This is a genomic window from Bifidobacterium sp. LH_730 (assembly GCF_056355835.1).
Window position 1 is genome coordinate 236,510 of record NZ_JBKETB010000002.1, and the last position, 23,813, is coordinate 260,322.

At 67.0% G+C, this 23,813-nt stretch carries 18 protein-coding genes; 13 read left to right on the forward strand and 5 right to left on the reverse strand.

The features are described 5' to 3' along the window. The first annotated feature begins 14 nt into the window (after window positions 1–14). The 7 genes from AC1AUD_RS03830 (at window position 15) to AC1AUD_RS03860 (ending at window position 12,372) form a co-directional block, all read left to right on the forward strand. Window positions 15–4,028, forward strand: coding sequence for a phage tail tape measure protein (locus tag AC1AUD_RS03830; RefSeq protein WP_476572244.1), 4,014 nt, complete (start codon window positions 15–17; stop codon window positions 4,026–4,028). A gap of 1 nt (window position 4,029) precedes the next feature. Continuing rightward, window positions 4,030–4,830, forward strand: coding sequence for a hypothetical protein (locus AC1AUD_RS03835; protein WP_476572246.1), 801 nt, complete (start codon window positions 4,030–4,032; stop codon window positions 4,828–4,830). A gap of 11 nt (window positions 4,831–4,841) precedes the next feature. Continuing rightward, window positions 4,842–8,462 (forward strand): phage tail spike protein, encoded by a 3,621-nt coding sequence (locus tag AC1AUD_RS03840; protein ID WP_476572248.1) that lies wholly within the window; start codon window positions 4,842–4,844, stop codon window positions 8,460–8,462. Between the two features lie 90 nt (window positions 8,463–8,552). Then, window positions 8,553–10,682, forward strand: coding sequence for a collagen-like domain-containing protein (locus AC1AUD_RS03845; protein WP_476572250.1), 2,130 nt, complete (start codon window positions 8,553–8,555; stop codon window positions 10,680–10,682). Window positions 10,683–10,694: 12 nt separating this feature from the next. Continuing rightward, window positions 10,695–11,096: a hypothetical protein gene (locus AC1AUD_RS03850; protein ID WP_476572252.1), complete on the forward strand. Its 402-nt coding sequence runs from the start codon at window positions 10,695–10,697 to the stop codon at window positions 11,094–11,096. Then, window positions 11,096–11,563, forward strand: coding sequence for a holin (locus AC1AUD_RS03855; RefSeq protein WP_476572254.1), 468 nt, complete (start codon window positions 11,096–11,098; stop codon window positions 11,561–11,563). The genes AC1AUD_RS03850 and AC1AUD_RS03855 overlap by 1 nt, the downstream gene beginning before the upstream one ends. Continuing rightward, the gene (locus AC1AUD_RS03860) at window positions 11,560–12,372 is read left to right on the forward strand and encodes an N-acetylmuramoyl-L-alanine amidase (protein WP_476572256.1); all 813 of its coding nucleotides are present in this window, start codon (window positions 11,560–11,562) and stop codon (window positions 12,370–12,372) included. The genes AC1AUD_RS03855 and AC1AUD_RS03860 overlap by 4 nt, the downstream gene beginning before the upstream one ends. A 311-nt stretch (window positions 12,373–12,683) precedes the next feature. Here the strand turns inward: AC1AUD_RS03860 and AC1AUD_RS03865 are convergent, their stop codons facing one another. Together AC1AUD_RS03865 and AC1AUD_RS03870 are read right to left on the reverse strand one after the other, a co-directional pair. After that, window positions 12,684–13,109 carry a DUF3052 domain-containing protein gene (locus AC1AUD_RS03865; RefSeq protein WP_476572258.1) on the reverse strand — a complete coding sequence of 142 codons (426 nt, stop codon included), beginning with the start codon at window positions 13,107–13,109 and terminating at the stop codon, window positions 12,684–12,686. A gap of 74 nt (window positions 13,110–13,183) precedes the next feature. Next, entirely contained in the window at window positions 13,184–14,014 is an 831-nt protein-coding gene (locus tag AC1AUD_RS03870) for a YlbL family protein (RefSeq protein ID WP_476572260.1), read from the reverse strand. 116 nt (window positions 14,015–14,130) lie between these two features. On the opposite strand from AC1AUD_RS03870, the gene AC1AUD_RS03875 reads away from it, so the two are divergent. Beyond that, entirely contained in the window at window positions 14,131–15,804 is a 1,674-nt protein-coding gene (locus AC1AUD_RS03875; protein ID WP_476572261.1) for a zinc-dependent metalloprotease, read from the forward strand. Between the two features lie 55 nt (window positions 15,805–15,859). Here AC1AUD_RS03875 and AC1AUD_RS03880 read toward each other — a convergent pair whose 3' ends face one another. Then, window positions 15,860–17,374, reverse strand: a complete 1,515-nt coding sequence (locus AC1AUD_RS03880) for an ATP-dependent helicase (RefSeq protein ID WP_476572263.1) — start codon at window positions 17,372–17,374, stop codon at window positions 15,860–15,862. 183 nt (window positions 17,375–17,557) lie between these two features. Here AC1AUD_RS03880 and AC1AUD_RS03885 point away from each other — a divergent pair, with 183 nt between their 5' ends. Next, window positions 17,558–19,099 carry a phosphotransferase gene (locus AC1AUD_RS03885; RefSeq protein ID WP_476572572.1) on the forward strand — a complete coding sequence of 514 codons (1,542 nt, stop codon included), beginning with the start codon at window positions 17,558–17,560 and terminating at the stop codon, window positions 19,097–19,099. A 44-nt stretch (window positions 19,100–19,143) separates the two neighbouring features. Continuing rightward, on the forward strand, window positions 19,144–19,368 hold the full coding sequence (locus tag AC1AUD_RS03890; protein WP_476572264.1) for a DUF3107 domain-containing protein: 225 nt from the start codon (window positions 19,144–19,146) through the stop codon (window positions 19,366–19,368). Between the two features lie 4 nt (window positions 19,369–19,372). Here the strand turns inward: AC1AUD_RS03890 and AC1AUD_RS03895 are convergent, their stop codons facing one another. Further along, window positions 19,373–20,254 (reverse strand): PHP domain-containing protein, encoded by an 882-nt coding sequence (locus AC1AUD_RS03895; protein ID WP_476572266.1) that lies wholly within the window; start codon window positions 20,252–20,254, stop codon window positions 19,373–19,375. Between the two features lie 96 nt (window positions 20,255–20,350). On the opposite strand from AC1AUD_RS03895, the gene AC1AUD_RS03900 reads away from it, so the two are divergent. Then, complete coding sequence (locus tag AC1AUD_RS03900) at window positions 20,351–20,998, forward strand: vitamin K epoxide reductase family protein (RefSeq protein ID WP_476572267.1); 648 nt, start codon at window positions 20,351–20,353, stop codon at window positions 20,996–20,998. A gap of 15 nt (window positions 20,999–21,013) precedes the next feature. Here the strand turns inward: AC1AUD_RS03900 and dapF are convergent, their stop codons facing one another. Then, complete coding sequence (gene dapF / locus AC1AUD_RS03905; RefSeq protein WP_476572268.1) at window positions 21,014–21,961, reverse strand: diaminopimelate epimerase; 948 nt, start codon at window positions 21,959–21,961, stop codon at window positions 21,014–21,016. Window positions 21,962–22,057: 96 nt separating this feature from the next. Here dapF and murI point away from each other — a divergent pair, with 96 nt between their 5' ends. Both murI and AC1AUD_RS03915 read left to right on the forward strand, forming a co-directional pair. Next, entirely contained in the window at window positions 22,058–22,843 is a 786-nt protein-coding gene (gene murI, locus AC1AUD_RS03910; protein ID WP_476572269.1) for a glutamate racemase, read from the forward strand. Between the two features lie 97 nt (window positions 22,844–22,940). Next, window positions 22,941–23,801: a patatin-like phospholipase family protein gene (locus AC1AUD_RS03915; RefSeq protein ID WP_476572271.1), complete on the forward strand. Its 861-nt coding sequence runs from the start codon at window positions 22,941–22,943 to the stop codon at window positions 23,799–23,801. Window positions 23,802–23,813: the final 12 nt, after the last annotated feature.

Sequence of the window (23,813 nt, forward strand, 5' to 3'; positions counted from 1 at the left end):
CTTGGAGGTGGACCATGACAGGAGGATCGGAGGTCGGCACCGGCCACGTGTCGGTGTTCCCGGTGATGACCGGCTTTCGCAACCGGGTCGCAAAGGAGATGCAGGCATCTGGAAAGTCCGGCGCCAGCATGTTCTCCAAGGCGTTCAACGGGGCGAAGGCCGGCCGCGACGCCGGCCGCGAGATGCGCAAGACCTTCGAGCAGGCCACGCAGGGATTGGGCGGCGCCGGGTTCAAGCGTCTGGCGTCCGCCGCATCGGATGCGGGCCGTCAGATGTCGACGGCCCGCCAGCAGCAGCGGGCCGCAGCGGCGCAAGCCGAGATCGCCGAGCGCAAGCTCGCCGAGGCAATCGGCAAGTATGGCGAGGGATCCTCGCAGGCGTTGGCCGCGCAGGAACGCCTCACGCAGGCGCAGGAGAAGAGCCTGTCCTCGTCCGACCGGCTCACGCAGGCGCAGGAGAAACTCGCGCAGGCACGCAAGGCTGTGTTCGATGTCGCCGCGGATTCCGGAGACAACGGTCTCGCATGGCTCAAAACCGAGACGGAGAACGCCACCCGAGCCGTCGAAACCTCACGGACCCGATTGGCGCAGGCGAACCAGAGCGTCGAGAAGTCCGAGGAGAACCTGCGTCAGGCCATCGCCAAATCCGGCGCGGACAGCGAAGCAGCGGCCAAGGCACAGGCCCGCCTCGCGTCCAGCAAGGCCAGGGCCGGCACCGCCAGCGACCAGCTCGCCGCAGCCGAGCAACGCCTATCCTCGGCGCAGGAAGAGACGCGCAAAGCCACCGAACGCGCCGGTCAGAGCCTCAAGGAAAGCGAATCCGACGCAGGAGCGTTCAAACGGGCCATGGCGGGCGCTCGCGAAACCCTAGCTGGCCTCAAGGGCGGCGCGGACGACGCGAGGAACGGCCTCGAAGGTCTCAAGGGCACTCTCGCGACCATCGGCGTGGGCACCGCGTTCGCCGCGGCCTTCAAGTCCGGCATCGAGCAAGCCGACCTGCAGGGCACCATGAAGGCGGCCCTCGGGGACACCACGGCCGCCGACGAGGCGGCCAAGGTCGCCAGCGGCATCTACATGGACGGATGGGGAGAAAGCCTCGACCAGGTCAACGAGGCCGTCATCCAGACCAAGAACACGCTGCGCGACATCGACCCCGCCGGCCTCGACAAGGTCACGAGAAGCGCATTGGTCATGTCCGACACGTTCGGCGCCGACGTATCCGAAAGCGTGCGCGGCGTCAACGTGCTCATGGAACGCTTCGGACTGAGCGCCAACGAAGCCAGCGACCTGATGGTCGCGGGCATGCAACGCGGCCTGAATTACACCGACGAGCTGGGCGACAACCTCGCCGAATATTCCGGACGGTGGGCAGACGCCGGCATGAGCGCCAGCCAATACTTCAGCCTCCTGCAGGCCGGCACCGACAACGGCGCCTACAACCTCGACAAGGTCGGCGACTTCCTCAACGAATTCCTCACCAGCCTGTCCAACGGACGCCTCGACGAAGGCATCGGGAACTTCTCCGAAGGCACCCAGAACGTCTTCGACAATTTCAAAAACGGAAAGGCCACCGCACAGGACGTGCTCAACGCGGTCATCGGCGAGATGGACAAGATGACCGACAGCACCAAACGCGCCAGCATCGCCTCCGAACTATGGTCCAGCCTCGGCGAAGACAACGCATGGAGCATGATCGGCGCGCTCGCCGACGTCAAGGACTCGTATGGCGATGTCGCCGGCGCGGCCGACAAGGCCGCCGGGAACGCCCAGAGCATGGGTCAGAAATGGCAGGCGTTCGTGCGAACCCTGACCGGTTCGGTCAGCAACGGGCTGATGCCGGTGATCGAGCAGGCCACTTCGTTCGTGGAACGCAACGGCGACAAGATCTCCCGCACCATCGAGGGCGTCTCGCAGGTCGCGGGGAATCTGGTGTCGGCGTTCCTCGACCTTCCCACGCCGGTCCAGGCCGGCATGACGGCGATCGCCCTGTTCGGCGGCAAGCTCAAGCCAATATTCTCCCTTGCTTCTTCGGCGGCGTCGGGCATCGGCGCTGTCGTCAAGGCCGTGGCCGGATTGGCCGGCGGCAGGTCCAACGCCGCGTCCAATCTCGGAGCCATCGCCAAGGGCATGGAGCATGCCGGCGAGTCCGCCGGAACCGCCGCGGGAAAGACGTCGGGATTGTCCGGAGTCCTCGGCGGATTCGGCCCGGCCGGCCTCGCGTTGAGCGCCGCGCTCGGCATCGCTGCCACCGGAATCATCGGATACCAGGAGCAAGTCGAAAAAGCCAAGAACCTGTCCAACGAGCTCAAAACCGCAATGCAGACAAGCGCGGACGCTGTGAAGCAATTCTGGAAAGGAATCGAGCAAGGAACCGATGAGAACGCCGATTTCTCGGTGTTCGAGAAGCTGTTCCAAGGCGTCAACGCCGACAACATCAAGGAACTGGCCGACCAGTACGGCGTCAGCATGAAAACGATCCAAGATGCCGTCGCCGGATCATCGAAGGCATTGGACGAGATCCAAGCCAAAGTCAAGAATTCTCCCCCCGGAAATGCTTTTAAAGGCAAAATCAGCGAATTAGGGAATGAATATAAGACTGCCATTTCCGAGATGATTGCGGCATCACAAGATCTGAAGTCCATTGACTCGGTTTGGTCGGGTGTCAGCGCTTCGGTGTCTGACGTCGGCACCTCACTGAAGGCGAACGGTGATGCGACGAGGGATTTCGCGTCCATGACGGGTGCGAGCAAGTCCGCGCTCGAAGGGTTCTCGGCGTCGGTGCTGCAGAACGCGGCCAGCGTCGTGGCCAACGCCAGCGCGTACGGCGGCATGGACCAGGCGTTGCAGACGGCGAAGAACCGCGTGCAGGAGATGCGCGACGCGCTCGTCAGCCAGCTGACCGCGTTGGGGCAGACCCCGGAGCAGGCGGCGGCCGTCGCGGATTCGCTCGGCCTCATCCCCTCGGACATCACGACGCACATGACCTTCGACGGGGAGAACGCCAAGGCCGAGATTCAGGCGTATGTGGACACGCTGAGCCTGACGCCCGAGCAGAAGACGACGTTCATGAACGCGCTCACCGACGCGGCGAACGGCAACGTCGCGGGGTTGAAGCTCAACATGGACACATTGCCCGATGTGGTCAACACGTTTCTGAACGCGGACCCGTCGAACGCGAACGCGCAGACGAAGGCCGTGGAGGACGAGCTGGTCAAGCTGGGACTCATGCAGCCGACCGCGAAGCTCAAGGCCGACAAGTCCGACGCCGACGCGAAGACCGACGACGCCAAGAGAAAAGTCGACGCATTCGGCGCCACCAAGGCCACGGCCGGTCTCGCCGCCGACAATTCGCAGGCAGTGTCAGGCATCGGCGCGGCGCAGGGACTGGCCGACAAGTACGGTCTCACCAACGCGTCCGCGAGACTCGGCGCCGACAACGGGCAGGCCATCTCGCAGACCACCGCCGCCCAGGTGACGGTCGACAAGTTCGGCAACTGCCACGTCAAGGCCACGGTCGGCGTCACCGACAACGCCAGCGGCCCCATCAACTCGATCCTCGGAGGCTTGCGGAGCATCGCGAGCAACGCGTGGAACGCGGTCGTGAACGTGTTCAAAGGCGGCGACGGCAAGGCCGCCGGCGGACTCATCCGCCGGGCGACCGGAGGAATCGTCGGAGAAAGCCGGTTCGCGGCCCTGAGCGCATACGGTCCGAGCGGACTCGTATCCGGCCCCGGCTCGGCGACATCCGACAGCATCCCCACATGGCTGTCCAACGGCGAGTACGTGATCCGCGCGGCGTCGGTCAGGAAGATCGGCGTCAGGACCCTTGACAGGCTCAACCGCGACGGGACCGTGGGAACCACCGTGGTCAACGGCGGATTGAGCGAGGAGACTCTGACGTCGGCCTTGGTCTCGGCGCTCGCCACGCTCCCAGTGGTCGAGGTGAAGACCCCGCAGGGCATGGCCATGGCGCTGGCCGGCCCGTTGGACGACGAGATAGCACGCAGAGGCTCGAGAGGAGTGAGGTGACATGCCCGCATCCGAACACGGATATTTCCGCCGTCTCGACATACCGCAGGACGACACGGGCCTGTCCCTCGCCGGTTTTCCCTTGTCGGACTACGGGCTGTGGCTGAGACGCGCCGGATGGAGCCTCGGCGAAGGCGACCATAGGACCAGCATGACCGACATGCCCGGCAGGAACGGCACGGTGGACATGAGCCAGCGCGACGAGATGGGCAAGCCCTACGTCGCGCGGCGCACACTCGCCCTGCAACTGGCGACCACAGGCGACGAGGACGAGTACTGGGAAACGCGCCGCAAGCTCAAGCGCATCGATGGCATAGAGACCGACGTCGGCTGGCGTTCCATGCCCGGCACACTGACCGGCATTCCCACGGTGGGAGCGTGGGAGGAGACGCGCACGAGGACCGGAGTCTTCATGTGGGCGAACGTCGAGCTGACCGTCGAATGCGACCCGTTCGCGCGCGGCAGGCTCGAACGCTTCACCGCCACCGTCTCCCCGAAGGATGTGTGGGTCGACACAGACCGGCCCACAGCGCCCACCATCACGACCGTTCCGCCTTACGGCACGAAACGTCTCTACCTGACCATCGGCGACCGCCAGCTCGTCTACAACTTCGACGGGAACGGGGCCGACGGCTCCACGACCCTCAAAGTCGACTGCGACGCCAAGACCAGCGTCTACGGGAGCACTCCGGTGTTCCCGACCATCGACAGCGACTATCCGACGCTCGTGCGCGGATCAAACACTGCCAGCACGACGGCGGGAAGCATGGACGTCGTATACCGGCCGCTCTACGAGTTCTAAGGAGGCCTCATATGCCAGCCACGCGTTTCCTCCTCTATGACGCAGTCGGGAACCTGCTGGATGATTCGCTTCCCGTTTGGTCGGCGACGCGCAAGCAGTCGCTGCAGGGCGCGGACTGGTCCGACACGCTGAACCTCGACGTGGATAAGCCCGTGGAGAAAGGCCGTTACGTGGTGTTTCGCACGGAGGACGGCGAATGGTGCGAGTACCGGGTCACCTCTCCCGACGACATCCGCGAGGACGGATTGCCGTCGTCGAACGTGCAGTGCGTCAACAGCGTGCAGGAGCTTGCCGCGACCCGTCCCGTGCAGTGGATGCGCGAGACGGATGTGGCGGCGAGGACCGTGGCGGACATGTGCACGCAGGGGACGCGATGGAGCGTGGGCACGGTCGACGACGTCATGCTCGAGGAGTTCGAGATGTCGGGCACGAACGGGTGGGACGGATTGAAGAAGCTGGCCGCCTCGGCCGGCTTGGAGATCATCACCCAAGTGCTGCCGGACTCGTCCGGCTCGCGCATCGGCTCCCGCACGGTGGGCCTCGTCAAGCGGCGCGGCTCCGTCTCCGGCAAACGCTTCGAATACGGCGCCGACTTGGAGAAGGTGAGGCGCACATATGACGCGGACGAGGTGTACAGCCGTGTGATCCCGTTGGGCAAGGACACGGACTCCGGCAGGCCTTTGACCATTGCGAGCGTGAACGACGGGCTCGATTACCTCGATTCCATCGACCCGACGTTGTTGGAGCGCTGGGGCATCCCCGACGGGTCCGGCGAGCTCGCGCCACCCACGCTGGTCGTCGTGCATTCCGACATCGACGACCCTGGTTTGCTGAGGACCACGGGTTACACGGATCTCGACGCGCATTCCATGCCGCTGGTCACCTATGAGGCGACCGTGGCCGGCTACGCGATGGCAGGGTTCGACGCATCCGGACTCAAGTTGGGCGACACGGTGCAGATCGTGGACCGCAGCTTCGCTCCACCGCTGCGTCTCGAGGGACGTGTGAGCGGCTTGGAGGAGGATCCGCTGGCGGGCGTGGACTCGACCGTGGTCACGCTGGGCAATGTGATCGAGAGCCTGTCGCAGCGGCAGGCGGTCAATGACAGGACCACGTCGACGGTGAACGTCGGCAAGCCGGTGTGGGACGCGGCGAGTGGTTTGGCGAGCTCGGCGCATGACACGGCGCAGTCGGCCATGAGCGATGTCAATCAGGTCGGTCAGACGGTGCTGACGGTGCAGCAGGTCGCGGAGGCGGCCGGCCAGCAGGCCAATGACGCGCGTTCGGCCGTCGCTCTGATAGGCAGTCCGATTCCCGTCACGTTCCCGGCCGCGTCGTTCGCTTCGAACGTGTGCGACGTTCCGGTCGCGGGTCTTGGCGAGGCGAACCTGATCTCGCCGTACGACCCGTTGACGGAGCGCGCCGACTGGGATGCGTGCCGGCCGGTGTTCGCGTCGCACTCGATGCTGGACGCGGTTCCGGCCGGCAGCATCCGCGCGACGTGCGCGGCCACGCCGGCGAAGGATCTGCGCGCCATGGTGACCGTGCTGCGCGCCCCGGGAGGCGTGGACCGTCTCATACAGACGTATTGGGCCGGCAGCGGAGGCGAAGCGCCGTCCGTGAAGCCGGTGACCAAGCTGACGCCGAGCGTAACAAGTCTGACGCTCACCCTCGCCCCTGCGACGAGGGACACGGGCGCGAAGACGTTCGACGTGACGGTCGAGCCCGCTGACGCGACCGATAGGTCGCTGACCGTGTCCAGCGGAGACACGGCGGTGGCCACGGCGACGGTGGATGGCGCGACGGTCACCGTGGCCCCGGTGGCGGTCGGCTCCACGACGGTCACCGTCGCCAGCAGGGCATGGCCGTCCGCGACCGCCGTGGTGCAGGTGACCGTGGTGGCCCAATCCGTTCCCGTCACTGCCGTGACCGCCGACAAGACGTTGCTGTCCGGCACCGTCGGCGAAACGGGGACGGTCTCGTTCACGATCGAGCCCGCTGACGCGACCGATAGGTCGCTGACCGTCGTCAGTTCGAACACCGACGTGGCGACCGTCACCGGCTCCAATCCATACACGGTCTCTTACGTCGGCGCGGGCAGCGCCGTGATCACCGCGGCCAGCAACAGCGATCCGTCCGTGAAGGCGGAGACGCAGGTCGCCGTGGCGCCCGTGGTCGTGCCGGTCACCGGTGTCTCCGCGTCCCCCACGAGCCTTTCGGGAGAGACGGGAGGAAGCGGAACCATCACGTTCGCGGTCGAACCCTCCGATGCCACTGACCAAACATTGGATGTGTCGAGTTCCGACGAGAAAGTCGCCACCGTCACCGGCGGCAATCCCTGCACGGTCGACTATGTGTCGGCCGGCGAGGCCGTCATCACCGGCGCGAGCCGCTCCGACCCGTCGAAGACGGCAAGCGTGCCGGTGACGGTCACGGACCCCGTCATACCGGTCACGGGAGTGACGGTAAGCCCGGGCAGCGCCACGCTGGACGTGGGCCAATCCATCACGCTCACGGCCAAGGTCAAGCCCGACGACGCGTCCGACAAGTCCGTCGCATGGGCCTCGTCCGACCGAAGCGTCGCGACCGTGGACCAGTCGGGCCGCGTCACCGCGTCCAGCGCCGGCAGCGCGACGATCACCGCGACCAGCGGCATGGATTCCTCCAAGCAGGGGTCCGCGAGCCTGACCGTGCGCGAGGCGTACAGTCTGCGGGTCGATGTGAACGGCACGCGAGTGTCCAACGGCGGAAGGGTGACGGTCGGCGACGACGGGGCGGTGAGCATCGGCTTCACCATCACGGACAGCGCCGGCGGCTATGTCTCCGACAGCATGGACTCCGCGCCATCCGTGTCAGGCGGATACCCCGACACCATCTCCGTCGCCGGCGTGTTCTGGTACCAGATGGACCCGGGCAGCGCGACCATCGCGCTCTCGAACCTCACGTACGACGGGCGTGACTTCGGCACGTTCCGCGTGACCATCACCGTGCCCGAGCCATCGTACGAGCTGCGCCTCGTGTCGGACTCCGATGGCGAGATCACGAGCGGGTCGAGCGTCTACCCGTCGGACGGCAGCTACAGCTTCAGCTACGCGGTCTACAAGGGAGGCTCGTTCGTCTCCTCCAGCTTGGACTCGCCGCCGAGCGTGAGCCCGTCGACCGGCGTGGAGACCGCGTCGTTCCGCTATTTCTACGGGCAGGTCTCATCCACCACCACGTACACGCTGTCGAACCTCACGTACGACGGGCACGATCTGGGCACGTTCCGCGTGACCGTACGCTACACGGCGCCCGTGGTCACATGGAGGGCCTACATCCAGGGCGAGGACAGCGCGACCGGCGGAGCCTCCTACGGCGGCACCGTCTACGTGAAGGCGAACAGCAGCAAGGTCAACTGGAAGTGGTGCGTCATCAAGGAGACCTCCGGCTCGGACAACGAGTACTACGAGAGGGTCACGCTCGACAGCGTGCCGACCGTGTCGGGCAGCGCCTCGTACGGGCACGCGAGCAAGACCGGTCTGGCGTTCAAGCCATACGGCTCCTCCTCCGACAACGGGACCCTCACCGTGAGGGGTCTGTACTACCAAGGCCATTCGCTGCCAAGCCTGACGTTCAACGTCTACTACCGGTAAGACGCAAAGCCGCATCCCATCAAGCCCCGCAAGGCACACGCCCTGCGGGGCTTTCTCATACCCAAATCACAAGCAATCGAAGGAGAAACCATGGCTGTGGAGGACTACCGCACCACGACCGTCCACATGGACCAGGCCGACCAGTACATGAAACCGGTCAGGCTCAACCCCGACGACGTGGACGGGCGCGTCATCAAGGCGGTGCTGACCGACGACCACCGCACCGTCCCGCCGCTCAACAATCTGAAGGCACGGCTGACATGGAACGACCAGCCCGAGAACCCCGCCAACCCTGGCTCCTACGTGGAGATGACCGCCACCAGCGACGAGTCCGGCACGGCGGCATGGTCGACGCCCATCCCCATGGCCGCGGCGCGAGCGGTCCGGCGAGGCCAGATCAGCATGGGCGTGCAGATCCTCGACGGCGACACCGTCATCGCCAGCCGCCCATTCGCCGGACTCATCGACGCGAGCGTTCTCAACACGCAGGGCGGCAAGGACTGGTACGAGGAGCAGACCGCGCAGATCAAGGCCATGGCAGCGCAGGTGCAGGCCATGTACCAGCAGGTCCAGCAGGTCGCCAGCAACTTCGACCTCGAGATCGGCACCGTCACGTCCGGCACGCCGGCCGCCGTGACCGTGCGGAAGAACAACGGTCTGAACACGCTGGACTTCACCCTCCCCAAGGGAGACAAGGGCGACCAGGGCGACCGCGGCCCGTCCGGCGTGGACACCGTGAGGGTCAGCCAACTGGAGCCCGGCGCACTGCCCACCGCAAGCGTCAGGGACGGCGTGCTCTATCTGGGTATCCCGCAGGGCCTGCGCGGCCTGCAGGGCGAGCAGGGCCACGGCCTGCTCATCAAGGGGCAGGCGTCGGATGCGAGCGGACTGCCCGCCTCTGGCAACCAGATCGGCGACGCGCGCCTCGTGGGCGACCACGTGTACGTGTGGTACCAAGCCGACGGCGAGACCGCGCCCGCATGGCACGACGCCGGACAGCTGCAGGGTCCCTCGGGCCATGGCATGTGGACCATGAAGGCCGAGCACGGCAAGGCCGACACGGTCCAGTTCACGGAGTTCAACGGCGTGACCGGCGTGTACAAGCCCATCGCCGGCGACGTCGTGCTCATGCCCTCGGGCAAGGTCTTCTACGTGCTCTCCGTGGACGCGACGAGCGCGATCATCGGCGACCAGTACGCCAACCTCAACGTCGGCGAGCAGGGACCCAAGGGGGACACGGGCGTCACCGAGGTCACGGTCAACATGCTCGCCCCGGACGCGCAGCCGACCACGCAACTGGAGGGCCAGCACCTGACGCTGGGCATCCCCCGCGGCCAGCAGGGAGTCCAAGGCGACCGGGGTCCGTCGGGCGTGCGGTCGGTGACCGCCACCGTCATCGAGGAGGGCCAGCAGCCCGACGCCGACTACAACGCGGACACCGGCGCGTTGACGTTGAAGCTGCCGATGGGCGGCGTGCCCGGCGCGACCCCGGTCATCGGCGCGAACGGGAACTGGTGGGTCTCCGGTGTGGACACGGGCAAGCCGTCCCGCGGCGAGCCGGGCTCCAAGGGCGACCCAGGCGAGGACGGCAAGCAGGGGCCCGTCGGCGTCACCTCGGCCACGGTGACCATGCTCAACGAGAACGCGGAGCCCACCGTCAGCCTCGCCAACCAGCAGCTGCGCCTCGGCATCCCCCGTGGCAAGACCGGCGAGGCCGGCAAGGACGGGGTCCAGCAGTCCGACGTCGACTCCTCGATCAACGAAAAGCTGCAGGACTACACGTCGACGCGCGACCTCGAGAACACGTACGCGACGAAACAGTACGTGGCCGACTCCATCAACAACCTCGACACGTCCCCGAAGCTCGACCACGACGACGGCACGCTCTCCGGCTCGAGCCTGACCAACGGCGCGTCGCTGGGCAGCATCAGGGCCGGCGAGCCGGGCACGTATCTGATCTACTGGACCGCGCGCATCGGCAGCCTGCCTGGCAACGGCACCACCTCTTGCTCGATTCGATGCTCGGCGGGAGGCAAAACCCAGTGCGCGATCGCGGTCGGCGGTGACGGAAGCACCAGCGGCGGCGCCCAATCCTGCACTGGCCTGACGATGGCGTCGCTCGCCCAGGGACAGACCGTCAGCTTCTCGTGGGAGACGACCGCCGCCGGCGGCGCCATCAGCGACGGACGATGCGGCATGGTCCGCATCAGCGGAGACTGAAAGGAGCCGCGGATGACCGGAACCATACCCATATGGGCGACGCTGCTGATCGCCGTCATCGGCTCAGGTGGCTTCGGCGCGTTCGTTCCATGGCTGCTTAACCGACTCGACCACCGGCCGACCGCCGCGCAGAAGTCCCTCGAGGAACGCCTCGACCGCATCGAGGCGCGATACGAACTGCAGTCCGAGGGCATGCGCGTCCTGCTGCGATGCAAGCTCGAGAAAATCGAGACCGACATGGTCAACGCCGACGGCGTATGCGACCTACACACGAAAGCCAGCGCCGAGACCATCTACAACGCCTACGCGGCGCTCGGCGGCAACGGCTTGGGCACCCAGATGATCAACGACATCCGGAACGCCCACATCGAACCAAACGACAGCCAGGACATTCCTGGCGGAAAGGAGGCCTGATGGCCGATCACAAGGAAACCGTCAATTGGGCGCTTGCGTCCATGGATTTCTGGAAGGACGCGTTGGAGCGTGCCATCAAGACGGGAGCGCAGGTCGCGGTCGCCACCATCGGCACCGGGGCAGTCGGCATCCTGCAGGTCGACTGGCTCAACCTATTGTCCGTCACCCTGATGGCGATGATCCTATCCGTGCTCACGTCCATCGCGTCGAGCGGCAAGACGGACACCATGGGCGCGGCCAGCCTCGTGCGCAGCAGCGACGACGCGGCCCTCGCAGGACAGCAGCTCACGGCCGCGTTGCGCGAGACCGGCACGCTGCCGTTGGGCATGACCGCCGGCAAGCGGCAGATCGTCGCCACCGCCAGCGGAGCCGTCCCCGAAAGCATCGCGCCGGAGGGCGAACCCGAGCCGGTCGCCGCCCCCATCGAGGGCGAGGAGCCGGCCCCGCAGGCGGGTGAGACCCTATGAGCGGATACGCGCAGGCCATCTGGAGGGGCAGCCCCAACCATTACCAGGGGCGCAACGGGTATGCGGTCGACCACATCACCCTGCACATCATGGTCGGCAGCCTGTGGGGCACCGACTCCTGTTTCCAACAGGCGTCGTTCCGCGCCGCCAGCCACTACGGGGTAGGCACGGACGGCACCGTCCTGCAATGGGTCGACGAGGACAACGGCTCGTGGGCGGACGCGAACGCGGCGTCCGACTGCTCCGGCGTGACCATCGAACACGCCGGCGGCCTCGCGTCGATCCCCGTCACCGACGAGGAGGTCGAGGCGTCCGCGCGCCTGTGCGCGGACATCAGCCGCCGCCACAACCTCGGCCGCCTGTGGCACGACGGATTGAACGGCAACGTCTATCTGCACAGGGAGATTCCCGGCACCGACCACTACGGGTGCCCCGACAACACCATCAACGGCCTGCCCGTGGACCGCGTCATCGCACGGGCGAACGAACTATTGGAAGGAGAGGACATGCCCTCTGCACAGGAGATCGCCAACGCGGTCTGGAACTTCAACCAAAACGGGACCCTCATGCGCGACCGCATGCAGGGAACCGACGCGGCGGCCAACAAAACGCTGGCGATCCTGAACAACGAGAAGACCGAACGCGACTGGAACAACAGCCGCACCTACCGCACCATGCTCATGCTCAAACGCCTCGTCGGCATGAAGGACAACGACACCACCGTGCCGGCGGCACCAGCCGCACGCATAGAGCTAACAGACGAACAGCTGGACGCCATCGCCAGCAAGGTCGCAGCCAAGCTCAAGTAACCCACCTAGGACGCCCCTCCCCGCACGCCGCGGCGGAGGGGCGTTTTCGTCGTCCTGGGGACGGGTTTCGCGCCCATTTTCTGCCCACATTTTGCCCACATTTTTACAGGAAAAGGCATGATTTCGAGGGAATACGCGGGAATTGTAAAACCATAAAAACCCTTGGAAACACTGGGGAAACCAGCAATATTCCAAGCATCCCGTAACACGGGCGACGACGGTTCGAGCCCCTCATCGCCCACATATCCCGCATGGGCATGCGGCGACGATGCCGCGGCCATGCCCCGTCCCAGCGCCCCGGGCGCCGGGATTCAGCGTCCTTTGCCGTATGCGCGCAGCAGGATGCCGTTCCAGTCGTCGCTCACCGTCAGCGGGGTCGCGGCGTTCATGCCGGCCGTCTTGGCCGCCGACTGCACCGTGCTGCTGCTGGCGGCGCCCGGACGCCCGGGCTTGGGGGTCAGCACCCACAGCGGGCCGTCTTCGCCGAGCACCGCATACGCGTCCACGATGGTGTCGGACAGCTCGTCCTCGTCGTCGCCGTCACGCCACCAGATGATCGTTCCATCGACCGCGGAGGCGTAGTCCTCATCGACGAGTTCCTCGCCCGTCAACTCCTCGATGCGGGCGCGCACCGTGTCGTCCACATCGTCGTCCCACAGCCATTCCTGCACGACGTCGCCCTGGGCGAACCCGAATTCCTCAGCCTTTTGCGATGCTGTTTGATTCACGAGGCACACCTTACCAATATCCTGCGAACAGGCCTGTTACGAACCCGTTCCATGGACGGCGGACGGCGGACGGCGATGCGCCGCTACCTCGCCGTGCAGTGCGGCAGATCGTCCCCATTGCCCCGCCCGATGGCGACCAGCGCGTCGTAGGCCTCGGACAGCGTGGACACGCGCACGTCGCGCAGCCCATCGGGCACATGCCCCGCCACCTCGTCGCAATTGCCGGCGGGCGCGAGGAACCAGGTGGCCCCGTCGCGTTTGGCGCCGAGCATCTTCAATCGTATGCCGCCGATCTCGCCGACCTTGCCGTCGGAGTCCATCGTTCCGGTGCCGGCGATGACCTTGCCCCCGGTCTCCTGTTCGGGCGTGAGTTTGTCGATGACGCCGAGGGCATACATCATCCCCGCCGAGGGACCGCCGATGTCGTCGATGTGCATGCTCGCCTCGATGCCATCGACGTCCTTTCCGCGCGCCTTGAGCAGGGCAAGCGCGGCGTCGGCGGCCGACTTCTGGGAGTCGGTCATGTCCTTTTCGCTTTCCTTTTGGTATTCCTCCGCGGTCTGTCCGATGGGGACGACCGCCTCGCGGGGCTGCACGACGCTATGGGGGTCGATCCACGCCCACAGCACCTCGGCGTTGGTGACCGGCGCGCCGGGGATGCCGGAGGCGTTGACGGTGGTCAGCCGCAACTGGCCTTTGTCCCGGTGCGTCGCGGCGCCGGTGAGCGAGATGATGGGCTCGTCGCCGTCCTTGCCGAGCACGTCGCGCGTGGGGCCGGGGCGTTCGACGGAATATGCGCTCGGCAGACATAGGACGAGCGCCGAGAGGACGACGGCGACCGGACCGATGAGATGGCGCGGCCGGCGGACGGCAAGGTAGCGGCGAGCGCGCCGGACGATGTGCTTGGGACTCATGTGCACCAGTGTAGGCGGCGCGCTGGGTAAGCGCTGGGCATGACGGGCGCGGGTCGGCCCTAGTATGGAGGGGTACATACGACGCACGACGCTCGAGGACTCAAAGGGACGGGGATATGGACGACAACGCGATGCGACAGTGGCTGATCGAATGCTTCGGTCCCATCCAGGGAGAGATGGCCTGGCAGCAGATCTCGCAGCTGCCCGACATGGTCAGGGACCAGATCATGAGCCAGGATCCCTCGACGCTGCCCAAGCCCGATCAGGTGCAGTCGCTGATGCAGGCGTTCACGGCCGGCGGTCTCAACTCGATGGGCGATATGAAGCGCACGGTCGAGGAGGGGCCGATCAATGTGAAGCTGGCCAAGTCGCTGGCCCTGCAGCGCGCGAACGGCGCGGGCAGCGAGACGACGGTCAGCGCCGCGACGGGCACGGCGTTGCGCGGGGCGTTGAGCGAGGCGAACCTGTGGCTGGATTCGGCCTGCCAATTCGATCCGGCGCCCGGCGAGGCGCAGGTGCTCACACGCGCCGGCTGGGTCGAGGGCACGCTGGATGCCTGGGCCAAATTCGCGGCTCCCGTGGCCGCCTCGATGGGCGACGCGCTGGCCTCGGTGATCTCCGAGCGTCTGGGCGGCGAGATGGGCGGAGAGGTGGCCGGCATGTTCGCCGGACCAGTGCCGATTCCGATCCCCGACGACATGAAGGATCCGGGGCAGCTTATGAAGCTGCTGGGCAACACGTCCTTCGCGATGCAGCTCGGACAGGCCGCCGGCATGCTCTCGCACGAGGTGCGCGGCGGCTTCGACCAAGGCATCGCGCTGCTGGCGAATCCCGCCGGCGCGCTGATCGCGCAGAACGTCATCGAATACGCCAAGGCCCTGAACGGCGAGGCTCCGGCCAAGGCCGACGAGCAGGCCGGGGCTCCGGACTCCGTCGCGGGCGGAAGCTCCGAGTCCCACCCGATCGGCTTCGTGGCGCCGACGGCGGATGCTTCCTCCGAAGCCGCGACGCAGGGCGACGTTCCGCTGGAGGGCATCGGAACCGGCCCCGACATCCCCCTGGACGAGGTCGCGGCCTATCTGGCGCTGCAGGAGACGGCGCACGCCCGTCTCTACGCCTCGGTGCCCTGGCTGATGCCGCGATTCGAGGCGCTGATCGGCAAATACGCGCGCGGCGTGGCCATCGACCTCGATGCGATGGAGGAGCAGTTGCGCGACGCCGGCACCATGGATCCCGAGTCCATCTCGGGCGCGGTGAATCTGACGAAGGTCGGCATCCCCGACACCCCGGAGCAACAGGAGGCGATGGCCTCGCTGGAGACGCTGCTCGCGCTCGTCGAGGGATGGGTGGATTGCGTGACCTGGCGCGCCGGCATGGCGCATATCCCGCATATCGAGCAGCTGCGCGAGATGACCCGCCGCGAACGCGCGGTCGGAGGCCCGGCCGAACGCACCTTCGAGAATCTGCTCGGCCTGGAACTGCGCCCCAGGCGCATGCGCGAGGCGGCCTCCCTCTGGGAGCGCATCACCGCCGGGGAGGGCCCCGAGGCCCGCGACGCCAAATGGGGACACCCCGACCTGCTGCCCGCGCTGCCGGCCGACGGCGGGTCCGGCGAAGGAGACGACGCCGATTCCAAGGGGCTCGACTCATCCGGCGCCGCGAACGCCGCGTCACCGGCCCCGGCCGCCGCATCCGGCGATGCCATCGACTGGGACGCCGAGCTTTCCAAGCTCCTCGACGAACAGCCCGGTGACAGCGGCGACGATAACAACCCCACCGACAACCGGTGATATGCATGCGGATTCCCGTCCACCGGGGACCCGCGCAGATCCCGTCCGCCAGGCCCTAGGCGAGCAGCCGCGAGACGCGACGCCGCTGCGGGCCATAGCCGTCCTTGGAACGGGCGTATGACAAGTGCAGCGACGCCTCGGCGCGCGTGACGCCGACGTAAAACAGACGCCGCTCCTCCTCCAGCGCATCCCCGGGCGGAGGCGAGCCATAGGGCAGCAATCCCTCCGAACAACCCGCCAGGAACACATGCGGGAACTCCAGGCCCTTGGCTGCATGGATCGTGGATACCGTCACGGCCCCGCCGTCCTCGCCCGCGCCCAATCCAAGCGCCTCCAGGGCGGCGCGGCGCATCGCCTCGTCGCCGACCGCGGCGCCATCCGACCATCCGGCGTCCCGACGCACGCGATGGCGCAGCCCCGCCGCGCGCAACGCGGCGCATATCGCGCGCTGCTGGGCGTTGATGCGGGTCAGCACCGCGAAATCCGAGGGATGCCCGATCCCCCGATCCACTGCGCGGCGTATGCGCGCGGCGATGCCCTGTGCCTCCTGTTCGTCGCTGTCATAGACCAGCCGGCTGATGCGCGCGCCATCCGGCCTGCCGGCGGCGAGGCGCAGATAATCCCCGCGCCGCGGCGATGCGGCGAGCACGCGGTTGGCGTACCCGACGATCTGCGGGGTCGAGCGGTAGTCGGTGCCCAGGCTCACGTCGGCGGCCAGCGGACCGAACTCGTCCGCGAAACGCAGCAGATACCAGCTCGAGGCGCCGGCGAAGGAATATATCGTCTGCGCGGGGTCCCCCACGACGCACACATTGCGGTTGCCGCCCTTCCCCAGCCACAGCGACATCAGGCGGTGCTGCAGCGGGGAGACATCCTGGTATTCGTCGACGGTCAGCCAGCCGACCGAGCGGCGGATCTCCGCCGCGGCCTCGGGAAAGGCATCAAGGATATGGCATGCGATGAGCAGGATGTCGTCGAAATCAATCTGTCCGCGGGAGGCCTTCTCCTGTTCGTACGCCTCGTATATGGCGCCCATGCCCGCCGCGTCGAGACCGGCGGGGATGTCGCGGTGCGTGGCCGCGACGACGCGCGCGTATTCGCCCGGCGCGACCAGCGACACCTTGCACCAGTTGATCTCGTCCGCGACGGCGCGCACGGTCGGATCATCCTCGTCGAGGCCGGGGGCGGCGCGGCGCACGGCCCGCATGACCAAACCATGCCGGTCGTCGGACAGCGCCGGGAACGGGGCCTCGCTGACCTCGGTCCACACGCGGCGCACCTGATGGAGGGCCGCCGAATGGAAGGTGGCGGCCCGCACCGCCTCGTCGACGCCGAGGGCCGACAGCCTCGAGCGCATCTCCGCGGCGGCCTTCACCGAAAAGGTGACCGCCAGCGTGCGCGCCGGATCCCAGGCGCCGGTGGCGCAGGCGTGGGCGATGCGGCGCGTCACCGTGCGCGTCTTGCCCGCTCCCGCGCCCGCGACGATGCGCACGGGCCCCTCGAGCGCGCACGCCGCCTGTCGCTGCGCGTCGTCGAGTCCCTCGAGAATCGCGTCCGCCGATGCCGTCATGGGCCCCATTGTGACAGCCGCCCTGCCCCTCGCGGCATTCCCGCCTCGCTCCGCCTCCACGCGAAAGGGCGGTTCCATGCCTCCCACACCGTCCGCGATGCGGCTTTTGCGGCCGGGTTGTATTAGGGTGGAGATGTGACTCAACGAAACAAACTGACGCTGGCGGCGCTGGCCTCCGCCGTGATGCCTGGGACGGCCCTGGCCGGCGTGCGCGAAGGGGCGTATGCCGTCGCGGCGGACAGCGAGCACGGCATCGACCGGGCCGTGGTCCAGGACACGGCGGGGCACCTCTACGACGTGTGCGCCTCAACCGCCGTCGATGGGCGCGGACGGCTCAGGGGACGCGTGCGCGCGGCCCGCACCCTGCGCGAGGCGCGCGAAACCGGCGGCCTTGGCTTCGCGTTGGGCCGCGTCGTCGCCTATGACGACGGGGAATCGGAGCGGTCGGCCACCGGCGGCGTCGCCGTGCTCATCGGCGAGCACACCGAAGGGCAAGCGCGCGAACTCGATCTGCTCACGCTCGACGACTGCTCCGCCGTGGGCACCGCCATCGGCGCGATACACCGTCTCAATCCATCCTTCCTCGAGGAGGGGAAATACCCGGTCTTCTCCACCGGACAGATCCGGGCGCAGCTGACCGCATGGATCAAGCGGCTGCGCGCCGCCGGCCACGTTCCGTCCGAAATCACGACCAGCTGGGCGTCCATCCTCGAGACCGAGGGACTGTGGTCGTTCTCCACCTGCCCGGTGCACGGCGGATTCACCAGCGGAGACATCCTCTTCTCCGGATCGACGATCACGGCCATCGGCAACTGGCAGGCCATGCAGGTCAACGACCCGGCCAAGGACCTGGCGTGGATCTTCGCCAAGCTCGACGAGAACCACCGCAACGCGGTGCTCGCATCCTACGGACGCATGATGGGCGCCCGGCTCGACGATCTCATCATGCTGCGCGCGAATCTATGGCTGCAGATGGAGCAGGTCGGCGATTTCATCCAGGCGTTGAACCGAGGGGACAACGACCGCATCATCGAGTTCAAGGCGCAGGTCGAACGGCTGGCGCACCAGCTGAGCGAAGTGATGCGCCGCACGCGCCCGGCGGGCGGAGTCAACGCCGGGGCCGCCTCCGGCGCAGCGGCCCCGGGATCCGGCTCCAAGTCCGGCTCCACGGATGATGCGGACGAGACGGGCGATTCCGCGGCGGCCTCCGCGCATAACCCCTCCACCATCACCGTGAGCACGCTGCTCGATGAGCGCGAACGCTGGCGCCGCAACCCAGCTTCCACCGGCTCGACCGCCGTGTCGTCGAACGACGCCGCGCACGAGGACCGCACCGGCTCCTCCGAGATCAAAGCGGCGAACGAAGTGCGGCTCGATGACACCGCCGACCGCCCCGCTTCCGCGACTCAGGCCGCCACGGTGACGATTTCCCAGGCCGGTGCGACGGGCGACTCAACCGTCGGCGGCTATGCCGACGATTCGACCCCCGACGCCACGACCGCGGTGGACGCGCCGACCATCGCGATACCGTTGCTCGAGCGCGAGGAACGGGCGCTGCGCGACGCGCGCGCCGGACTCGACGGCTTCGACGCCGACGACAAGCCGATGGACGAATATGATCCGTTGGACACCACCGGCGTTCCCGACGGGAGCGACGCGGCCGACACGACTGACGCCGCGGCCGACGAGACCCACGACACGCACGAATCGTTGCCGAAGGCCTGAGCCCGAAGCAAAGCCATAACCCCACGAACCCACAGGGAGGAACCATGAACATCGAACTGGGCATCCAGAACGTCGCCAAGGCCGTGACCTTCGAATCGGACGAAACCGCCGATGAGATCGGCAAGAAGATCGGCGAAGCCATGGCGCTCAGCAGCGTCATCGACCTGACCGATACCAAGGGCCGTCGCATCCTTGTGCCGGCCAAGGCGCTTGGCTACGCCATCGTCGGCTCCGAAACCAAGCACGCCGTCGGCTTCGGCAATCTGTGATTGCCTAGATAGCTTCGATGGCGCCGCGGCGGATGATCTCGGCGACCGTGGCGTCGTCGGTGAGGTTCTCGCCCAGCTCGTTCGGCTTGCCGGCGCCATGCCAGTCCGAGCCACCGGTGACCAGCAACCCGTGCCGACGCGCGATGGCGAGCAGCCGTTCGCGTTGTTCGGGTGGATTGCCGCGGTGCCAGACCTCAAGGCCGTCAAGTCCCTCCGCGACCAACGCCTCGATCTGCGCGTCCGACAGGCAATGGCGGTTGCGGCTCGGGTCCCCCGCATGCGCGATCAGGCACACGCCGCCGGCCCCGCGCACCGCCGCGACCACCTCATGCGTGGTCGGCGAGGGCGTGGGAAGATAGTATTTGCTGCCGGCCGACACCGCGCCGGCGAAGGCCTCGGACCGGGTGCGGTAGACGCCCGCGGACACCAGCGCGTCGGCGATATGCGGACGCCCCACCGTCGTGCGCGATCCTTGGCGCACCTGCGCCATCACATCGTCCCAGGTGATCGGATAATCCCGGGACAAGAGCTCCACCATGCGTTTCGTGCGCTTGAGGCGGGCCTCGCGCGTGCGGGCGAACAACGTCTCGATGCCCGGATCCGCGGGGTCGTATTGCAATCCCAGCATATGCACCGACACATGCTCGTCATCGGCCGTGATTTCGCTGCCCCGCAGCAGGGGAATGCCCTCGGCCCGCGCGGCACCGACCGCCTGCTCCCAGCCGGCGGTCGTGTCATGGTCGGTGATGGCGACTCCCCTGAGTCTCCTCGCCTTCGCTTCCGACACCAATTCGGCGGGCGTCTTCGTGCCGTCGGAGAACACGGTGTGGCAATGGATGTCCCAGCCGGCCGTCGGCGGCACGCGGGGAATCTCGTATCGCGTCATACGCCTATCCTAGCCCTTTTCCATCCCCCACCGGGAACGGAGGAGGCGATGCGCTAAGGTTGTGGCAGCACACGCATCCGTCACAAGGAGGTCTCCATGGCCGGCACCGACACCGTTCTCGACGAGGGTTTGCCCACCGGGGCGCGGCACCGGGCGACCTGGACCTATCTGGTCGCGCTGCTCGCCTCGGCCATGGCGCTTGTCGTCTCCTTCGTGCTCGCCGCGGAGACGCTGCAATTGGCGCGCCATCCCGAGGCGCAGCTCGGCTGCGACGTCAATCAGGTGCTCTCCTGCTCGACCGTGGCGGAATCCTGGCAGTCGGAGATCATCAAATTCGGCGGACTGTCCTATCCGAACGCCTTCTTCGGCATCGCGGCCGAATCGGTGTTCGTCACCATCGCCGTGCTCGGACTGGCGCGCGTCACGGTGCCGCGCTGGTTCGCGACCTGCACCTGGCTGGGGTCGCTGGCCGCGCTGGCGTATTCGTGTTGGCTCACCTCGCAGTCGATGTTCGTCATCAACGCGCTGTGCCCGTGGTGCCTGTGCCTGATGGCCTCGACCACCGTGCAATTCATGGCCTTCTCTCATGCCACGGTGACCGTGCAGGAGCTGCCCGCCGGGCACGCTGCGAATGGTCTGCGCAGGTATTACCGGCTCAACTTCGATCTGATGGTCGACGTGCTGTGGATCGTCGCGATCGCGGCGCTGGTGGTGTTCAAATACGGGGCGGCGCTGTTCGCCTGAGGCTCCGCCTGCGCGCTACTCGCGTCCCATTAGCTCCACGCGCCCGACCAGCGTGGCCGAGCCGGTCAGGGACACGGCGTCGTCGCTCACATCGACGCGCAGCGTGCCGCCGCGCACGGTGATGTCCCAATGGTCGATGCCGGTGTGGGCGCGCAATGTGATCGCCGTGGCGCACAGTCCGGTGCCGCAGGACAGCGTCTCGCCGCAGCCGCGTTCGTTGACGCGCATCGTGGCGCTTCCCCTGTTCTCGGCGCGGTCGATGCCGTCGATACGCGTGAATTCGACGTTCTGATCGGATTCGATGGCCGGGGCGACCACCGGCTTGGTGGCCAGATCGAGTTCCGGCACATCCGGCAATGTGGAGGCGGGCAATGCGGCGCGCACCGCTTCGTCCACGCCATCGGCCCCATCGGCCGCACCGAGCACCGCCACGACATGCGGATTGCCCATATCGACGAAAGTGCCGCGCGCCGAGCCATCCGTCCCCGGAATCGTCACCTCATAGGCGTCCTTCTCCCCCATATGCCACGCGCCCATATCGACGCGCAGCACGTCACGGCCATAGGGCTCGACATCGCCCAACGGCACCAGAACCTTGACGCCGGCGCGAGTGCCGAGCCGGAACGCCTCGGCTTCCCCGGCCAGCCCCGACTTCATCGCGAACAGCGTGATCGCGCGCGTGCCGTTGCCGCACATCTCCGCCAGAGACCCATCGGCGTTGCGATAGTCCATGAACCATTCGGCCCCGCCCTCGCGGCAGGCCTCGATCTGCTCGGCGCTTAAATCGGACACGTCCTCGGGACGGGCGAGGCGGATCAGGCCATCGCCTCCGATGCCGAAGTGACGGTCGCATAGGAACCGCACCTCGTCGGCGGTCGGCTCGAAACGGCCGTCCGGATCGGCATAGACGACGAAATCGTTGCCGGTGGCGTGGGCTTTGACGACATGCTCGGGAATGCTCATGCAGCCAGCATACGCGAGCGTCGGGCGAGGGCCCATGTCGCGCCCGGCATCCGGCCGGCGGGCCGAGTAGGCTGGTCAGCGGACAAGGGAGGCAGGATGGTTTCTTCGGCACCGATCGGCGTGTTCGACTCCGGGCTGGGCGGCATCTCCGTGGCGCGGCGGATCCGGCGGGACATGCCGCATGAGCGCGTGCTCTACTTCGGCGACTCGGCGAACGCCCCCTATGGCACGAAGACGCCGGAGCAGGTGCGGGAACTGAGCTTCGCCATCGTCGAGCGCTTCGTGCGCGAGGGCGCCAAGGCCATCGTCATCGCCTGCAACACCGCCACATCCGCCTCGGTGGAGGCGCTGCGCGAAGCCTACGACATTCCGATCATCGGCATGGAACCGGCCCTGAAGGTCGCCTGCGACCGCGGGCATGGCATGCGTCAGCGCGTCATCGTGGCCGCCACGCCGCTGACCCTGCGCGAACGCAAATTCGCCGCCCTCATGGGCCGTTTCAAGGCCGATCACACGATTTTCCCCGAGCCCTGCCCCGGGCTGGTCGATATCGTCGAATCCGGGCGGCTCGGCGACCATGATCTCGTCATGGACACGCTGCACCGGTATTTCGACCGCTACGACCTCTCCTCCATCGACGCGGTGGTGCTCGGCTGCACGCATTTCGTCTTCTACCGCGACTATTTCCAAGAGCTGCTGCCGCCCACGGCCGCGATCATCGACGGCAACGAAGGCACCGTGCGCCATCTGGGCGTCGTGCTCGAGTCCTTGGGCAAGCTCGCCCCCGAATCGCAGACCGGCTCGGTCGAGCTGTCCAATTCCGACCCGTCGAAGCGCATCGCCGCCCTTGCCCGGCAACTGCTGGAGGGCCGGGAAGGCTGAGCTTCCGCTCCGGCGGCTCCTGACTCTTGTCCGCATATCGCACGTAAGCTCAAATCAATCGAACATCGGCTGTGCGCATATGGGAAGGATGGACGGCATGAGTGGAACCAACGGACATAGGACGGCGCTGATCGACGTGGGCGGAGGATTCCGCGCGATCTTCGGCTGCGGCGTGATGGACCGGTTGCTCGAGGACGGCATCGATTTCGACCATTGCTACGGTGTGTCGGCGGGCGCCGCGAACCTCACCTCCTATCTGGCGCGCCAGCACGGCCGCAACCACACCTTCTACACGAAGTACGCCTTCCGCAAAGAATATGCAAGCGTCGACAGCTTCGTGAAGAACCACAACTTCGCGAATCTCGACTACATCTACGGCACGCTGAGCAACCACGACGGCGAGGACCCGCTCGACTACGAGGCGCTGATGGCCAATCCGACCGGGTTCACGGTCGTGGCCTGCAACGCCGAGGATGGCTCGACCAAGTATTTCGACAAGTCGCGCATCCGATACGACGATTTCGACATCATCAAGGCCTCGTCGGCCGTGCCGGTGGCCTGCGAGCCGTATGTCGTGGACGGTGTACCGTATTATGACGGCGGCATCGCCGACCCGATTCCGGTGCAAAAGGCCATCGACGATGGATACGACCGCGTGGTCGTGGTCCTCACGCGCCTCAAGGATGTGCCCCGCGAACAGAAGAAGGACCTGGGCCCGGCGAAGATCCTCGAGCGCACGCATCCCGAGGCGGCCGAACGCCTGCGCGACCGGTACCAGACGTATAACGACGAGGTCGCGCTGGCCAAGCAATACGAAGTCGAGGGACGCGCGCTTATCCTCGCCCCCGAGGATCTCTATGGCCTGAGCACGCTCTCCAAGACCTTCGAGGGGCTGGAGCGCATGTATCGCGCCGGCTACGCCGCCGCCGAGGCCATTCCCGCCTTCCTCGAAAGCTAAAAAATGCTCCCC

Coding starts and splice junctions, on each gene's coding strand:
- AC1AUD_RS03845 (WP_476572250.1), top strand. CDS start 8,553: ATGGCTGTGGAGGACTACCGCACCACGACCGTCCACATGGACCAGGCC.
- dapF (WP_476572268.1), bottom strand. CDS start 21,961: ATGAGCATTCCCGAGCATGTCGTCAAAGCCCACGCCACCGGCAACGAT.
- AC1AUD_RS03895 (WP_476572266.1), bottom strand. CDS start 20,254: ATGACGCGATACGAGATTCCCCGCGTGCCGCCGACGGCCGGCTGGGAC.
- murI (WP_476572269.1), top strand. CDS start 22,058: ATGGTTTCTTCGGCACCGATCGGCGTGTTCGACTCCGGGCTGGGCGGC.
- AC1AUD_RS03840 (WP_476572248.1), top strand. CDS start 4,842: ATGCCAGCCACGCGTTTCCTCCTCTATGACGCAGTCGGGAACCTGCTG.
- AC1AUD_RS03850 (WP_476572252.1), top strand. CDS start 10,695: ATGACCGGAACCATACCCATATGGGCGACGCTGCTGATCGCCGTCATC.
- AC1AUD_RS03915 (WP_476572271.1), top strand. CDS start 22,941: ATGAGTGGAACCAACGGACATAGGACGGCGCTGATCGACGTGGGCGGA.
- AC1AUD_RS03875 (WP_476572261.1), top strand. CDS start 14,131: ATGGACGACAACGCGATGCGACAGTGGCTGATCGAATGCTTCGGTCCC.
- AC1AUD_RS03860 (WP_476572256.1), top strand. CDS start 11,560: ATGAGCGGATACGCGCAGGCCATCTGGAGGGGCAGCCCCAACCATTAC.
- AC1AUD_RS03885 (WP_476572572.1), top strand. CDS start 17,558: ATGCCTGGGACGGCCCTGGCCGGCGTGCGCGAAGGGGCGTATGCCGTC.
- AC1AUD_RS03890 (WP_476572264.1), top strand. CDS start 19,144: ATGAACATCGAACTGGGCATCCAGAACGTCGCCAAGGCCGTGACCTTC.
- AC1AUD_RS03870 (WP_476572260.1), bottom strand. CDS start 14,014: ATGAGTCCCAAGCACATCGTCCGGCGCGCTCGCCGCTACCTTGCCGTC.
- AC1AUD_RS03855 (WP_476572254.1), top strand. CDS start 11,096: ATGGCCGATCACAAGGAAACCGTCAATTGGGCGCTTGCGTCCATGGAT.
- AC1AUD_RS03900 (WP_476572267.1), top strand. CDS start 20,351: ATGGCCGGCACCGACACCGTTCTCGACGAGGGTTTGCCCACCGGGGCG.
- AC1AUD_RS03835 (WP_476572246.1), top strand. CDS start 4,030: ATGCCCGCATCCGAACACGGATATTTCCGCCGTCTCGACATACCGCAG.
- AC1AUD_RS03830 (WP_476572244.1), top strand. CDS start 15: ATGACAGGAGGATCGGAGGTCGGCACCGGCCACGTGTCGGTGTTCCCG.
- AC1AUD_RS03880 (WP_476572263.1), bottom strand. CDS start 17,374: ATGACGGCATCGGCGGACGCGATTCTCGAGGGACTCGACGACGCGCAG.